The organism is Bacillus sp. FSL M7-0003, assembly GCF_038628485.1.
Taxonomy (GTDB): domain Bacteria; phylum Bacillota; class Bacilli; order Bacillales; family Bacillaceae; genus Bacillus; species Bacillus safensis.
The window spans coordinates 1866957-1881413 of sequence record NZ_CP152024.1 but is presented as its reverse complement, the minus strand read 5'-3'; the positions used below and the strand labels follow the sequence as shown (position 1 = coordinate 1881413).

Here is a 14457-nt window from a genome sequence, read left to right as displayed (position 1 = left end):
AAAGAACTGCACAGAGCAGTTCTTTTTTATTTAAGCTTTTGTAAAAATGCGAAATGGTTGTCCTATTGGCAGAACAATACGGCCAAAATGTGTATTAAGAACAACAGCTGCAGAACCATAAAATGAAAGCAGAGAAATGATCAATTCTGCAATACCAGCCATGGTATGAGTCACATCATACATCACACCAAATGTACTAAGGGAAAGACCAATGAATAAGAAATCAATAAAGACGAAAATCAAAAATAACACTTTATGTGTTTCCATTGCACCAATCGTCATAAACAAGCTGAAAATCAAATAGCCAATAAACGCAAAGCCTAGCTGTTTTGGATCTGCTGCTCCCGCAAGCGTTTTCCCAAAGACGCCGGCTTGAATGAGCCAAGTTGTTCCAACGCCCATCCAGAAAAGACCGAATGCGCCAAAAGCAGTGGCTCCAAAAATATTATGATGCTTTGAATCTTGTATGGACGCGATCAGCTGCGCGATTCCTCCAAGGAAGATAGCCCAAGGTAAAATAAGAGAAGTGCCATCTGTGATTCCTAGTTTTTGTGAGGACGCAACGAGCGTCACCATTGCTAAACCAAACAAACCAAGTGGTGTTGGGTCTGCAATTGATAATCGAATTGCTTGAACATTCTGTTTTTCCATAATGACCTCCTACAATTTGCACTTACAAAAGATACTCGAATTCGATAGAAACGTCAAGCTCTTTTTTAGTAGACACTTGCATCGTCTTCCAAATAAATCTATATTTAATACATATCAAATGTGATAGAAAAAGAGGGATAACATGAGTAAAGGCTTATCTGGAAAAACGATTGCCATTTGTGGAACAAGAAAAACAGAAGAAATGCGTACACTTGTCGAAAAACAAGGAGGACAAGCCGTTATTCGCTCTCTTCAAGGAACCGTATTTTTAGCCAAAGAGGATTTAAAGCCAGGCATTGAGACCTTTGTGAAAAAAGGGGCCGACTGGGTGATCTTGACAACAGGCATCGGTACAGATACATTGATTGAGAGTGCAGAAGAGCTGCAGCTTGGTAAAGAATTTATGAACATTCTATCAAACGCACATATTGCTTCAAGAGGGTATAAAACCTTTGCTGCGCTGAAAAAACGCGGAATTCAGCCAGAGGTCTCTGATGAAGACGGAACGGTTCGTGACTTGATTTCAAAGCTTGAAGACAAGGAGTTTCAAGGAAAACGCGTGATGGTGCAGCTTCATGGTGAAAATGCACCAGCTCTCATTCAGTTTTTACATGACAAGGGGGCAGATGTTTTGCCGCTTTTACCATATCAGCACACACCTCCTGAACCAGAGGCAGCTGAAACGCTGCTGCAAGAAATGAAAGATGGACAAGTTCATGCCGTCTGTTTTACAACCGCTGTCCAGGTCCACGCCTTTTTCAATTTAGCCGCAGAATGGGGCAGAAAAGAAGAATTGCAAGCATTATTCGAGCAGCACGTGCTGGCAGTAGCTGTCGGAAAAGTCACGGCTGAAGCTTTAAATGAAGAAGGAATAGACCGAATTCTTGCCCCGTCACTTGAGAGAATGGGAGCAATGATTATAGAATTATCTCAATATATTAAAAAACAATCAGCACACAAATAAAAAAACGCCTTTCACCAGATCAGTGAAAGGCGTTTTTGTTAGATTGTCCGTTTTCGATTCGTCCGAATTTTTTTGAGTACAAAGTAGAGAACAATCAGGACGATGGCAATGACCATAATGGGGGTTGTATAAGCATGAGCAACACTTTGAATATGATCCCATTTCGTCCCAAGCTGCATGCCAAGATAGATAAATAAGATAGACCAAGGGATGGCAGCTAATCCTGTCAAGAAAACAAATTTCAAAAAAGGCATCTTGGCAATACCCGCTGGAATCGAGATGGCATGACGGACAACAGGGATAAAGCGGGCGGTAAAGACTACACCGGTTCCATACCGATCAAACCAGCGCTCTGCAGTCGCGATATGATGTTCATGGATGAATAAATACTTTCCATACTTTGTTAAAAAAGGTCGTCCGCCGTACAGACCGATCCAGTAAATAAAACACTGGGCGAGCGTACCACCGATGACGCCGGCAATCACAGCTCCTACAAAACCAATTGTGCCTGTTGATACCATATATCCGCCATAGGCAAGTACAATTTCACTCGGAATGATTTCAATCATCAGTCCAAGTGCAACACCCGCGTAACCTAGGCTTGTCAGCCAGGTTAAAATTTCATTAAACAAGGTTCCCATTCATTTCACTCTGCCTTTAAATACGAATTTTCTTCAAGCATCCTTATAAGAGCCTATGCTTGTTTTTCTTCTCTCATGAGTATGCTTTGCATATATGCTAGCATGGCTGGCCGCATATCATGACGCATTAATCCAAGTTCTGCCGCTGCCTTAAACGAGCCGAGCTTATCACCAACATCAAATCTCATCCCATCTAATTGTGTTGCATAAATGGGTGATTCATGTGCGATGATTTTCAGCGCATCTGTCAGCTGGATTTCGTTCCCGGTACCTCTCTCGATTCCTTGTAAAATTGGAAAAATCGATGGTGTTAACAGGTACCTGCCCATCACGGCTAAATCGGAAGGAGCTTCATGAATTGCTGGCTTTTCCACTAAGTCTGTGACTTCAAACACTTGACCGTCTATTCTAGCTGGTCTTATCATACCATACTTACTGACATCTAGACGATCTACTTGCTGGACGCCAATGACCTCTCTTTGTTTGTCTTCAAAGACTTCCATGAGCTGAGAGAGTGCAGGTCTTTCTGACACCATGACATCATCACCTAAAAGGACCGCAAAAGGATCATTGCCAGTAAAATGACGTGCACATAATACCGCATGTCCAAGACCTAAGGGCTCCTTTTGACGAATATAATGAATATTGGCCATATCCGCAATATGTTTGATTTCAGCCAGCTGTTCTTCTTTCCCTTTTTCAAGCAAATTCTGTTCTAGCTCAATCGAACGGTCAAAGTGATCTTCAATCGATTTTTTATTTCTTCCTGTGATAATCAGTATATCTTCAATGCCTGATTGAACAGCCTCTTCAACTATGTATTGAATGGCGGGTTTGTCGATAATAGGCAGCATTTCCTTTGGCTGTGCTTTCGTTGCGGGTAAAAAACGTGTGCCTAATCCGGCTGCTGGTATGACGGCTTTTTTAATGTTCATTGAATCATCGCTCCATTTCTGATGGTTTATTTTCTGATGGAAAAACCCATAGGCGGCTTCCAGTAAAAGTAATCATCATGCCAAGAAGAGTACCAATCGCTTTACTAATGAATAATGAGAAACCTGCTTGCTGTATGACATATAAGACAACATAGGTGAGGAGGCACGCTGCGCCGTTGACTGTGGCCCACTTGATCCATTCCCACTTGTCAGCTTTCTTTTTCACTTGGAACGTCCATTTTCGATTCCAAACATAACTGTTCAGCATTCCTGCGGTATAGGACAAGCACTGTGCAAGAAAAGAGGGAACAAAGCAAGCAGTTAAAAAAAAGAAGAACAGAAAGTCAATCATCGTATTGCTAGCGCCTACAGTTAAAAATGCGGCATAGATCCGAATATTTTTCTTTGTCATGCGAAGGATCATCACCTCCTAGTGTTTGAGTGGGTGTATGAATACTGTACAAAAGTGAGTTGACGAATCAGTGAAGAAAAGATGAAAAAAACATGAACAAGCGATATCTGTTTTTTCACCAGCTCGTGATATAATTTGCTAGATGAAACGAACGGGTGGTGCACAAACATGTATTTAACAATCGCAGAAACAGCTGAATACTTAGAAGTATCTGAAGCATATGTTGAAAAATTAATCCAGCAAAAAAAGATTCGTTACGTATTTGACGGGGAATCTTATCTCATTTATCAAGGGCAGTTTCAAACGCATTTAAAGCAGCTCGAGCAATATAAAGAGCTCGTCCAAGAGATCTTAAATGAACCGATTCCGGAAGACCCCGATGTAAAAGATGAAGATTAGAAGATCGTTATTTCTTCATTTGAAACAATATGGACGAATGGCCGCGGTTATAGAAAGAATGATTTCTATTTCACCTTAAGCTTGCTCCAATGAAAGAAGCAGAATAGCAGTAAAAGGAAGTGAAAACGCAACTACTTTATGTGAAGCCTGTCAAAAAAACGAAATGAACGTTGTAGAATCGTCTGATGAACAGAAACAGCCTTATCAATTATGCCATCAATGCAACGAAAGATTACTCAGCTATTCATTACGGCCTATTGAATGGTATAACCTAGCTGTTCTCCATTCTCCTAAACAATTTTTACTCCCGCGATGATTTTTATGGAGAGGACGGACAGGCTTTTCAATTAGAGGAGAATGTCGTCATCACCAAAAGCGAGAAAGCTCCAACATTAAAAGCCGTTAGGCATGATTTGGTGTCTATATTAGACTTTTCAATCACTAGCTGGTTTCTTGAGGATGATGTCATCGATGCTTTGAAACAGCACGATCAGCAAAAATCTTGCATTCTATTCAAAGTAGGTTTCATGAAACGGAGCATGCCGAAGTGAATGTTAGAGATCACGGCTGATGTTCTAGATACATTTGCCGCTGAATGGGTCAGGGAACTTTTGGATCACGAGGACGAAGAATTCCTTTACCCACTTTCGTGGGCAGCAGCCGGCAGTTTGCCGGGAGATGAGGGATTACACCATATATTAGAAAAATTGAAATCGATTAGTGAAAAAGAATTGCCGTTAGAGGCTTTTATTTGCCTGCATCGTTTCCGTTCTCACAAAATTTTGGATTGGATGGAGTCAAATTGCACCCATTTTCACGATCAGTGGGAAAGGCTGGCAGCCGTCAGCTGCCCAACCTGGGAGAGAATGAAATCTTGGCTAAACAAAAGAAGACCTTTCTGCTTCATTGCACTAGATACAATGGCAAACTGTGCAAAAGGGAATAGACCGGCTCTTGTGGAAAAATTTCACCTAAAATTCTTAGAACTGATAAAAATGAAGTAGAAAAGATTTTACATGATGTTCATCAAAAAGATCCGGTTCCACGAGTGAAAATGAAAGTGTCCAACATCTTGGAGAACAAGCAAGACATATTTGAATAAGCCTTTTTATTGGCTGACTCCGGTTTGAACAATCTTCATGTGGCATTTAACTTGTACATCTGCATCAGGATAAATGCTTTTCCACTTTTCTGGTGTTACTGCTTTGTCTTTTGATCTATACCTCAGGCCCAGCCCAAGCGGATCTATGTTTTGCTTTTTAAAGGATTGAACAAGGTCTTGTCCTTGCTGAGCGACACGTTTTTCTACTTCTTTTTCAACATGGTCCAATATAGATGGTTTATCAATTTTTTTGGACTTCATGAATTCTTTTAATTCACCTTTCAGTTTGATATCAATCATGATCTGAGGCTTCTTTGTTAGGTTTTCCGTTGGTTTAATTCGGTAAGACACATGGGATTTGATATTTTCAATGACGACATGGGTCTTTGCATGATCAGCCAATTGAAATTCGTAGATGCCATTTTTATGATTTTCAATCATCGCTTTAAATGTGAACGTGTCTTTTCCAGGGATATGACCGATCATTTTTTCATGATCAAACAGAGCGACTCCTGTGATCTTAATGCCATTGCCTTTTTTCTTAATGTAAGGGAGGTATGCATCGACCCCTTTTGCCAGCATCTGATTCATAAAAATATGCTGATTGGTGACAGGTTCATTGCCATTTCGCATATTTTGGGCCAACATGTCAGAGAGATATACACCTATATTTAAGTTCGTTTGATTCATTTTTGTGTATAATAACTCTTCAACTTCTCCGCCTACAATCGCAAACACTTGGCGTGAACCAATGATAGGATCACGATAAATATAATTCATTAAATCGATCATGCCGACTTCTTTTGCTAACTTTTCACTGACTAAAATAACGAGCACCTGGCCCATGACTACTGGAAAAGGTGATTCTTCTGACACGAGAAATTGAATATTACTAATGGTGTTTGACTTTGCGCTTAATATTTGATAACTTCCTTGCTCTTGACTTTTAAAGACAGGGAAGACAAAGAAGCCCTTCATTTCTCCATCTTCCAATAAATCAAATCCTGCCGCCTGAGAGATATTTAATTCATCTAAAAGGCGGGGCTCTGCACAGCTGGTTAACAAAAGACTACACAACATGAGGCCCGTAAGTATATAACGTTTCATGCTCGTTTTTTCCCCCTCCTTTTTTTCAGCATCAGTCCAATGACCATACAGATAATCAATCCATAGATCAGAATGAATCCGCTAAATTCCACCCATTGATTAAAGGTTTCAAAAGAAGTTGCACTGGCAAAAAACGAAAACATGATCAGAATGAGGATGCTGAGCCCGATGAACGTGACGCGCTGGCTCGTATGAAGCATTTTTTTTGCCATTCGGCTCGCTGCCCATAATGGAATCGTGATATTAGGAATGATCAGAAGCAGCCAAAGAGACACTTCAATAAATTCAAAGCGCTGGATAAACGGAAGCTTCACAATGCTCGTTAACGTTAGCGTCGGCCATTTTGTTAATTTGAGCTGAGCACTTGAGTAATACGCTATAGAGACGAGAAAAGTGAGCAAGTTTAAGCATGTCGTAAATAATACCCCCATGTGAGCAAATTTTTGAGATGTCTGAGCTTGTTTAATAAAGGGATAATAGACAAGCAGCGTGCCAAAACCAAACATGGATAAGGATGCATCTTTGACTCCCACAAGCATTTGCGAAAATGTATGATCAAACATTGGGAACATGAAACGAATGTGACTATATTTCATGGCATAAAAACAGATAAACGTCATCCAATACGTCAGTACAACACTAAAAAATGCCCATCCAGCAATGGTTCTAAAGCCGCCAGTATGAATGTAATACACAAGCAGCAGCAGTACAGACGCAAACAAAAGACCAGGAATTTCTTTAAACAGCCATACATGGATCACATCCATGTAATGGATAAGAACGGTCAGCGACAAAGAAGCAAAATATAAGATATAAAGAATGTTGAATAATTGCCCAATCCATTTGCCAAATACATATTGCGTGATTTCACCAAATTCATCCGAAGGGGCCTTTTTAAACATCAAGTACATGAGAAAGACCATCACATTGACGCTCATGCCAGAAATCAAAATAGCGATCCATCCATCATTATTGATAGAACGAACAAGGTTTGTTTGAAAGTTTAAAATGCTGACACCGACTTGATTGGCATTGATGAGAAAAAACACAAAATAAGGGGATACCTGAAATTTCTCTTTGACAGAAGAAGAGCTCATGCCTTCACTTCCTTATTCATAAAAATCATTTTTCCCCTTACGGCCTTGCTTCGGCTTAGAGCGATGGATGGTTTCATTTTGCGGACGTAAATTTTCCGGCCTTTTGTTCAAAAAACGGAGCTGAGGACGAATCAAACTGCCCTTTAAATCAGCAAGGCGCATTGGAAAAATAGGCTCTAAATACGGCCGGCCAATTGAAGTTAATTTCATTAAATGGGTGAGCAGAAAAGATCCCATCACAGCAATACCTAATGCGCCCCAAACCTGTGCTGCAACTAAAAAAGGAAATCGCAGCAGCCGAATGGTACTGCCCATTTTGTATATAGGCGTGACAAATGAGGCGAGAGCAGACAGGGCAACAATAATGAGTAAAATATTGCTCGTTAAGCCTGCTGCTACAGCAGCCTGTCCAATGACAATCCCTCCAACAATCCCGAGCGTTTGACCGACTTTAGCTGGGAGCCTTGAACCTGCTTCTCTTAGTAATTCAATCGAAATCTCTAAAAATAGTGCCTCAATGATCGGAGGAAATGGCACAAGATAGCGCGAGGAGACAATGGTTTCTAATAAATCCTTTGGGATCAGCTCATAATGAAAGGTTAAAACGGCGACATATAAAGGTGTCGCAAAAATGGAAAATATCACAGCAAATATGCGTAACAGCCTAAAGCAAGAAGCCGCAATCCATGACATATTGTAGTCTTCCATCGTGGAAAAATACTCAAGTAAAATAGTTGGGGCAAGCAAGACATGAGGCGAACCATCAACTAATATGGCAATTTTCCCTTCTGATAAGCCTGAAGACACGCGGTCGGGTCTTTCTGTATTCAAAAACAACGGAAAGATCGTATTGGATACATCATAAAGCATTTGAGCGAGGTAATTCGCATCTAAAATCTGATCATAATCAACGTCCTCAATTCGCTGAAGAACCGTTTCGATGTTTTCTGGGTTGGCGATTTCTTCAATATATAACACGGCAACTTTTGTTTGAGAGAGCGTACCAACCGTCTTTTCCTCAACTTTCAGGTTAGGCGTCGGCAGCCGCCGTCTGACCAAATTTAAATTGGTATCTAAAACCTCCACAAATGCTTCCTGTGCACTGATAATCCCAAATTCAATTTCAGGCGGACCTATTTGTCTGCCTTTCTTTTCTTCAATCGGCAAGAGAAGCGTTTTGCCCCAGTCTGTCTCAAGTCTAATCGCAATGCTGCCCCGGTGAAGGGCTTCTTGCACTTTTTGAAGATCGCTCGTGATGACAGCCTGCTCAATGGGAATTCGTTCTTTCAGCTCTTCAAGAGTGGGTGACAGGTGCAGTTGTTTGAGGGAGGGGAGAATTTGTTCATGTAGAAGATGTCCATTAATCAATGAACGAAAAAAGGAAATCCTATACAGAAAATCTCCATTTCGAGACAGCTCATTTGTAAAATCAGCAGAACGTGACAATGCTTCAAATACTGAATTCGGGTCCTTTTGTTGTTTGTTTTTCTTCAGCATTTGGACCAGCTCCTTCGGCGATTTGCCTCTATTATCTAACCGATTGTCTAAAGATGCGTTCAGCTTGATGGGCTGGACGCTTTTTTTCCATATAGAACGGCTTCTAATAATAAATCAGCTAGATGGACGGCACGCATGCTCGGTGAGTGCCCTGAGCGTTTGATGCCTGCTGCCATTTGCAGCTGACAGCCTGGATTAGACGTAACGATGGCAGCGGCCTTTGTTTGAGTGGCTTCTGTCATTTTATGATCTAAGATTTGCATCGACATCTTTGGCTGCAAGATGTTGTAAATGCCAGCTGAGCCGCAGCACCGGCCCGAATCCTTCATTTCTTTAAATGATACACCTTGAATGGCCTTCATCAGCACCCTTGGTGCATGCTGTACACCCATTCCGTTCCGCAAATGACAAGAATCCTGATAGGTGATGACCTGCTCTGGCAAAGCAAGCGGCATGCGGCGGTGAAATTCCAGCTCCACTAAAATGTCTGATATATCCATGATTTTCTTTGAGAAAGCTTCACTTCGCTTTTGAAAATCCGGATCATCACAAAGCAAATGATCATAATCACTTAAAAAAGCGCCACAACCGCCTGCATTCATGACTATGGCATCCGCATCTATCTCTTCAAACGCTTCAATATTCCGCTTTGCTAACTGTTTCGCTTGTTCTTTTTCACCGCTATGGCCATGGAGCGCTCCGCAGCACGTCTGAATAGGAGGGACGATGACGTCACAGCCTGCCAGCTGCAAAAGCTGGATGGTCGCTTCGTTTGTGCTGGAAAAAACGGTGTCCATTAAACAGCCAGTAAAAAAGGCGACCCGTTTTCTCGCTGGGCCGGCGGCTTTGTATTCCGTCAAACGGCTTTTTCGTTGACGCGGCACCTTTGGAAGCGCCTGTTCCATCAGGCGTAAGTGCGGTGGAAGCACCTTCAGCATGCCAGTTTTACGGGCAGCCGTTTGCAGACCAGATGTTTGATAAAAGCGAAGAAGGCCTGCTGCTTTCCGCATTCGGCTTTGTGAAGGAAAAAGACCTTTAAACACGACACGTCTTACAAGTTTGACAGGGATGGATTGTTTTTTGTGCTGCTGAATGATGTCTCTTGCATCTTCAAGTAACCGTCCATATTTAACGCCGGAAGGGCAGACCGGTTCACATGCACGGCAGCCAAGACAAAGATTCAGTGAATGCTCGACATCTTCATCTGGCTCAATGACGCCGTCTCTCACCGCCTTCATTAAAGCAATTCGGCCGCGGGGAGAGTGTGTTTCTTGTTGACCAGATTCAATATAAGTCGGGCAGGAAGGAAGGCAGAATCCGCAGCGCATGCAATTGAGCAGCTCTTTTTCGTCCATTTGCTGCTGAAATGCTTGCTGAATCTCTGTTTGTTTAGAACTCATGAGACCACCACCCGCTTTCTTGCGGCTTTTCCGAACACTTTATCAGGGTTCATGATATTTTCCGGGTCTAGCGCATGTTTGATCGCTTTCATTGCCGCAATGCCTTCTTTTTTAACCTTCAGTTCTAAGTAAGGAGCTTTCATAAGACCCACGCCATGTTCACCCGTAATGGTGCCGCCAAGTGAGACTGCTTTTTCAAAAATGGCCTGAAAGGCTTCTTCCACCCGTTTCATTTCTTCTTCATTTCTTGCATCTGTTGCACAAGTAGGATGCAAATTGCCATCACCTGCATGACCAAATGTACAGATTTTCACTTTGTACTGCTTCGCAATGTCTTCGATCGCCCGCACCATGCTGGCAATTTCAGACCGGGGAACTGTGGCATCTTCTAAAATGGTCGTCGGGCTTAAGCGGGCGAGGGCAGATAAAGCGGATCGTCTCGCTGTTAAAAGTGCATTTGCCTCTTCTTCAGAATGTGCGATATTCACTTCTTTTGCACCATGCTGCTGACACACTTTTGCGATGCGCTGCATATCACGGGCAACCGCTTCAGGATGGCCGTCTTGTTCGATTAACAGCACCGCTTGAACGTCAGTCGGCAAACCGATTTTTGCAAAGTCTTCAACGACTTCCAGAGTCGGCTGATCCATAAATTCTAATGTGGCGGGGATGATACGCTCTGCAATAATCGCCGACACTGAAGCGGCGGCTTCCTCTAAACTTTCATATAAGCAAAGCATCGTTTGTTTTGTTTCTGGAAGCGGCAAAAGCTTCAGCGTGGCTTCAGTGACAATCCCGAGCGTTCCTTCTGAACCTACGAACAAACGGGTCATATCATACCCGGCCACGTCCTTTGCAAGCTTTCCGCCTGTTTTGATGATGTCACCGTTTGGCAGAACGACTTCAAGTCCAAGGACATAATCTCTCGTCACTCCATACTTTAACCCCCTTAGACCACCTGAATTTTCATTAATATTTCCGCCTAATGTAGAGATTTTCATAGAGCTTGGATCAGGTGGATAGAAGAGGCCTTTCGCCTCTACTTGGTGAATGAGTTCCTGTGTGATCAATCCAGGCTGCACCGTTGCTGTCAGGTTTTCTTCATCTATTTCTATTAATTGGTTCATTCTTGTAAACAGCAGCACAAGTCCGCCTTGAGTGGGACATGTGCCTGCACAAAGGTTCGTTCCTGATCCTCTTGGCACGATCGGTATGTTATATGAGGCGCAGAGCCGGACAATTTGCTGGATTTCCTCAGCCGTATGCGGGCTTACGATGACATCTGGCATATGCTGAAAATTTGGTGTTGCATCATAAGAGTAGGCAAGCCGATCGGCTTTACTGTCCTGCACGTAAGACGCGCCAACAATCTTTTTTAATTGATTTAAAAATTCAGAATGTAACATACGCATTCAACTCCTATTGATGAGACGTATCGTTTCTTTCAGTATAAAAAAAGAATCGCCTCATGCCTATGGACGATTCTACAAAATATCGGGCTGTTCACTTCGTTTTTTTGGATCATCATCTAATAGCATGAAGGCTAAATAAAAGAGCATGGCATCTTGCATGCGCTTTGGATCAAGTGTCGTTAAATCTTGGATTCGTTTTAGCCTGTAATGCAGTGTATTGATATGGACATGCATCGCTTCTGCGGTATATTTCAATGAACAATCTGAGGTCATGAGTACCCGCAATGTTTTCACTAATTCAGGATAGGGAAGAAGAGGGGCGATCGTTCGATCAAGAAACACTTCTTTTGTTTCCTGACTTACTTCCTCCATAAAAAGTTCGAGCGTTAAATCTTCATCAAATACAATCGGCGTATCAGCATGTGCCATTTTTAATGCTCGAAAGGCTTGTTGAAACGATTGCTTCATCAAATGAGCAGCTGCTGGTTTTCCCGCCCCAATCAAAACCCCGGGAGAGCTCCGCGCCGTAAGGGAGGCATGGATGTGAAACAGGCGCTGCTGCAGGGCTTTACGATCATCTGCTGTTGTTTGCAGCATGAGTAAAAAGCGGCCATGCCCCCAGCGGACGATGATCTCCTGGCTGTTGAGATGCAGCGTTTCCTTCAATTCTTTGTATTGATTTTGCTTCATAAACGATTCATCCTGACAATCGATCAGAACAACTGCGCGCTCCTTGTTGATATCAAGCTGAAGCCGCGACGCTTTTTCAGTGAGATCAATCGCTGTCTCTGGCAGATGAAGCCAGTCGAATACAAACGCTTCGAGCTGACGTTCATCCGTTTCAGTTTCTTGAAAAAATTCATGTTCATGAATAAGCAGCTCGGTCATTTTTCTTAATATTTCGCCAAAAGGAGACACATGTACAGGATCTCCTGTCATTCCAATGACCCCGATGACCTCTTGCTTAAAATAAATAGGCAGATTGATGCCAGCTTTGACGCCTTTCATGTGCTGCTGGTCATCCTTTGTGAGAATTCGTTTCTGTCCTTCAACAGATGTCAGATACGCTCCTTCATGAAATTGTCCAACGCGCGCTGGATCTGTTGCTGCAATGATGGTGCCGTTTGTTTGTGCGATGATGATTTCCTCAGTCAGCACCTTTTTAACCTCATCTACGATTTTTTCTGCCAGTGTCATTGTGAGCAAAACGTACCCCTCCGAGATGTTTCTTTTGACACTATCATACCATCATATGCTGGGACATATCTTTCTTTTCATGAGTTATGCTAAAATAATAAACACACATGAAGGAGAAGAAAGGAGACATAGCCATGTCACTGCAAAATCGCTTACAAGACTTACTGAAAGAAGGACAGGCGCTGACCGACTTTGAATATGATGAAGCGGCGCGCCGCAATTGGACATTAGAAGGGGCGAGAATAAAAGAAGAAGCCCGTTTTGGCGATGTATATATAGAGCGTGTAGACAAGGAATCAGAGAACATGATTCAAACAGAAAACGCCTCATTTCTAAACACACCGCTTACATATGTGAAAAAACATCAAAAAGAATTCATTTATATCGAATCCAAGTGGTTTGATGTCGTGAAAGTGGATGGCTTGGCCATTGAATGGGATGAAGTGTTTCAAACGTATACCGTCCTATTTGGTTTAAAACGTCCTAAAAAAGACACGAATATTCTAAAGGACATGCTATCGCCATTAAATGGTGCTCAGCTTCAATTTAATGGACAAGATGGCTTATTTGATGTGAATTTGCAGCTTCTTGAGCTTGAGGATATCCACGAAGATACGGCTTTCATTGACGTCATCTCGGCCGTGTATCGATTTTTATTCCATATGATCATACAGCTTGAAATCAATGAATCAAAAAACGGCTCAAATTCCTGAGCCGTTTTTTTGTCCATCTATTCATTTGATGAAGGTGTGACAAACCGTACATCATGCTCTTTTCCATATTGAAGATAATCTTCATTTGGCTCCTGATTGGTCACGACGATATCAATCTCGTGCAAATCACAAAACGTGGTCAAGGCGTAATGATCGAATTTGCTATCATCCACTAATAAAAAGGTTTTGGCACTTTTTTGAACAAGCGTCTTTTTAATATCGGTTTCAAGCGGAGACGAATTCGTGACTCCGTGATCAATGGATAAACCAGTTGATGCGATAAAGGCTTTATTGACATTGTAAGCTTTCAAGCGCTCAACACTTTGATAACCAACGAAAGAATTCGTTTTTCTTTCAAGCATCCCGCCAGTGGAAAAGATGGTGAGATTTTCATAAGGCATTGCCTGTGTAATGAAATCCACATTATTGGTCACAATGGTCACCTGTTTCTCCGTCAAATAGGGGAGCATCTCAAGCGTTGTCGTACCAGAATCAATAAAAATCATATCCCCGTTTTCCACAAAAGTGGCAGCCGTCTGACCGATCAATTGCTTTTTACTGAGCTGACGGATCTTTCGCTCCTGATACACCACTAACGTTGAGTGGTTCACAGCCACTCCGCCATACACTTTTTTGAGTACGCCGGACTCGACCAATGCCTGTACATCTCGGCGTATCGTGTTTTTTGAGACACCAAAATGCGCCACAAGCTCATCAAGTGAGGCAGATTCCCGGTCAAACACATACTCTTTGATTTGCTGAATCCGTTTTGTTTTTATCATACTTCATATCTCCAATCAATCCGAATGTCCTTTTTCCATTATACCAATAAATTCTCTTACATGGATTAGGTCAATTGATTCTCTTTTCTCCTTTGATATAAAAGCGTATGATAGAAAAAAGAAAGAAACCAGAAAGGAACTTTCACTT

General features: G+C 42.2%; 15 protein-coding genes. 4 read left to right on the top strand and 11 right to left on the bottom strand.

The window, feature by feature from the left end; genetic code table 11:
* Positions 1 to 30 precede the first annotated feature (30 nt).
* Positions 31 to 651 carry a GPR1/FUN34/YaaH family transporter gene (locus MHI23_RS09490; protein ID WP_024425703.1) on the bottom strand — a complete coding sequence of 207 codons (621 nt, stop codon included), beginning with the start codon at positions 649 to 651 and terminating at the stop codon, positions 31 to 33.
* Between the two features lie 142 nt (positions 652 to 793).
* Between MHI23_RS09490 and MHI23_RS09485 the strand changes: the two genes are divergently transcribed.
* A complete protein-coding gene (locus tag MHI23_RS09485; protein WP_342491921.1) occupies positions 794 to 1615 on the top strand; it encodes a uroporphyrinogen-III synthase in 822 nt (273 codons plus the stop codon).
* A 38-nt stretch (positions 1616 to 1653) separates the two neighbouring features.
* On the opposite strand, the gene MHI23_RS09480 is transcribed toward MHI23_RS09485, so the two are convergent.
* From MHI23_RS09480 to MHI23_RS09470, 3 genes are read right to left on the bottom strand one after another with little or no spacing between them, the layout of a single operon-like run.
* Positions 1654 to 2256 carry a DedA family protein gene (locus MHI23_RS09480; protein ID WP_024425701.1) on the bottom strand — a complete coding sequence of 201 codons (603 nt, stop codon included), beginning with the start codon at positions 2254 to 2256 and terminating at the stop codon, positions 1654 to 1656.
* A gap of 53 nt (positions 2257 to 2309) precedes the next feature.
* On the bottom strand, positions 2310 to 3191 hold the full coding sequence (gene galU / locus MHI23_RS09475) for a UTP--glucose-1-phosphate uridylyltransferase GalU (protein WP_208946173.1): 882 nt from the start codon (positions 3189 to 3191) through the stop codon (positions 2310 to 2312).
* A 4-nt stretch (positions 3192 to 3195) separates the two neighbouring features.
* Positions 3196 to 3615 (bottom strand): GtrA family protein, encoded by a 420-nt coding sequence (locus tag MHI23_RS09470; RefSeq protein ID WP_080708098.1) that lies wholly within the window; start codon positions 3613 to 3615, stop codon positions 3196 to 3198.
* Positions 3616 to 3771: 156 nt separating this feature from the next.
* Here MHI23_RS09470 and MHI23_RS09465 point away from each other — a divergent pair, with 156 nt between their 5' ends.
* Both MHI23_RS09465 and MHI23_RS09460 read left to right on the top strand, forming a co-directional pair.
* Complete coding sequence (locus MHI23_RS09465) at positions 3772 to 4002, top strand: excisionase family DNA-binding protein (RefSeq protein ID WP_224426459.1); 231 nt, start codon at positions 3772 to 3774, stop codon at positions 4000 to 4002.
* A gap of 551 nt (positions 4003 to 4553) precedes the next feature.
* Positions 4554 to 5006, top strand: a complete 453-nt coding sequence (locus tag MHI23_RS09460; protein WP_268437418.1) for a hypothetical protein — start codon at positions 4554 to 4556, stop codon at positions 5004 to 5006.
* Positions 5007 to 5110: 104 nt separating this feature from the next.
* Here the strand turns inward: MHI23_RS09460 and MHI23_RS09455 are convergent, their stop codons facing one another.
* The 6 genes from MHI23_RS09455 to MHI23_RS09430 form a co-directional block, all read right to left on the bottom strand.
* The gene (locus MHI23_RS09455; RefSeq protein ID WP_034624321.1) at positions 5111 to 6211 is read right to left on the bottom strand and encodes a Ger(x)C family spore germination protein; all 1101 of its coding nucleotides are present in this window, start codon (positions 6209 to 6211) and stop codon (positions 5111 to 5113) included.
* The gene (locus MHI23_RS09450; RefSeq protein ID WP_044335295.1) at positions 6208 to 7308 is read right to left on the bottom strand and encodes a GerAB/ArcD/ProY family transporter; all 1101 of its coding nucleotides are present in this window, start codon (positions 7306 to 7308) and stop codon (positions 6208 to 6210) included. The genes MHI23_RS09455 and MHI23_RS09450 overlap by 4 nt, the downstream gene beginning before the upstream one ends.
* A 12-nt stretch (positions 7309 to 7320) precedes the next feature.
* A complete protein-coding gene (locus MHI23_RS09445) occupies positions 7321 to 8805 on the bottom strand; it encodes a spore germination protein (protein WP_029707952.1) in 1485 nt (494 codons plus the stop codon).
* 59 nt (positions 8806 to 8864) lie between these two features.
* Entirely contained in the window at positions 8865 to 10205 is a 1341-nt protein-coding gene (locus MHI23_RS09440; protein ID WP_125587033.1) for a (Fe-S)-binding protein, read from the bottom strand.
* Positions 10202 to 11611 carry a glycolate oxidase subunit GlcD gene (gene glcD / locus MHI23_RS09435; protein WP_025093166.1) on the bottom strand — a complete coding sequence of 470 codons (1410 nt, stop codon included), beginning with the start codon at positions 11609 to 11611 and terminating at the stop codon, positions 10202 to 10204. The genes MHI23_RS09440 and glcD overlap by 4 nt, the downstream gene beginning before the upstream one ends.
* Positions 11612 to 11689: 78 nt before the next feature.
* Positions 11690 to 12823, bottom strand: coding sequence for a sugar diacid recognition domain-containing protein (locus MHI23_RS09430; RefSeq protein WP_025093167.1), 1134 nt, complete (start codon positions 12821 to 12823; stop codon positions 11690 to 11692).
* Positions 12824 to 12948: 125 nt separating this feature from the next.
* On the opposite strand from MHI23_RS09430, the gene MHI23_RS09425 reads away from it, so the two are divergent.
* Entirely contained in the window at positions 12949 to 13527 is a 579-nt protein-coding gene (locus MHI23_RS09425; RefSeq protein ID WP_024427762.1) for a hypothetical protein, read from the top strand.
* Positions 13528 to 13544: 17 nt separating this feature from the next.
* On the opposite strand, the gene MHI23_RS09420 is transcribed toward MHI23_RS09425, so the two are convergent.
* Positions 13545 to 14309 (bottom strand): DeoR/GlpR family DNA-binding transcription regulator, encoded by a 765-nt coding sequence (locus MHI23_RS09420; protein ID WP_024425690.1) that lies wholly within the window; start codon positions 14307 to 14309, stop codon positions 13545 to 13547.
* Positions 14310 to 14457 lie beyond the last annotated feature (148 nt).

Bases quoted from the DNA above. Each gene is read 5' to 3' on its own strand.
- MHI23_RS09490 (WP_024425703.1), bottom strand. From the start codon at position 651: ATGGAAAAACAGAATGTTCAAGCAATTCGATTATCAATTGCAGACCCA.
- MHI23_RS09485 (WP_342491921.1), top strand. From the start codon at position 794: ATGAGTAAAGGCTTATCTGGAAAAACGATTGCCATTTGTGGAACAAGA.
- MHI23_RS09480 (WP_024425701.1), bottom strand. From the start codon at position 2,256: ATGGGAACCTTGTTTAATGAAATTTTAACCTGGCTGACAAGCCTAGGT.
- galU (WP_208946173.1), bottom strand. From the start codon at position 3,191: ATGAACATTAAAAAAGCCGTCATACCAGCAGCCGGATTAGGCACACGT.
- MHI23_RS09470 (WP_080708098.1), bottom strand. From the start codon at position 3,615: ATGATCCTTCGCATGACAAAGAAAAATATTCGGATCTATGCCGCATTT.
- MHI23_RS09465 (WP_224426459.1), top strand. From the start codon at position 3,772: ATGTATTTAACAATCGCAGAAACAGCTGAATACTTAGAAGTATCTGAA.
- MHI23_RS09460 (WP_268437418.1), top strand. From the start codon at position 4,554: ATGTTAGAGATCACGGCTGATGTTCTAGATACATTTGCCGCTGAATGG.
- MHI23_RS09455 (WP_034624321.1), bottom strand. From the start codon at position 6,211: ATGAAACGTTATATACTTACGGGCCTCATGTTGTGTAGTCTTTTGTTA.
- MHI23_RS09450 (WP_044335295.1), bottom strand. From the start codon at position 7,308: ATGAGCTCTTCTTCTGTCAAAGAGAAATTTCAGGTATCCCCTTATTTT.
- MHI23_RS09445 (WP_029707952.1), bottom strand. From the start codon at position 8,805: ATGCTGAAGAAAAACAAACAACAAAAGGACCCGAATTCAGTATTTGAA.
- MHI23_RS09440 (WP_125587033.1), bottom strand. From the start codon at position 10,205: ATGAGTTCTAAACAAACAGAGATTCAGCAAGCATTTCAGCAGCAAATG.
- glcD (WP_025093166.1), bottom strand. From the start codon at position 11,611: ATGTTACATTCTGAATTTTTAAATCAATTAAAAAAGATTGTTGGCGCG.
- MHI23_RS09425 (WP_024427762.1), top strand. From the start codon at position 12,949: ATGTCACTGCAAAATCGCTTACAAGACTTACTGAAAGAAGGACAGGCG.
- MHI23_RS09420 (WP_024425690.1), bottom strand. From the start codon at position 14,309: ATGATAAAAACAAAACGGATTCAGCAAATCAAAGAGTATGTGTTTGAC.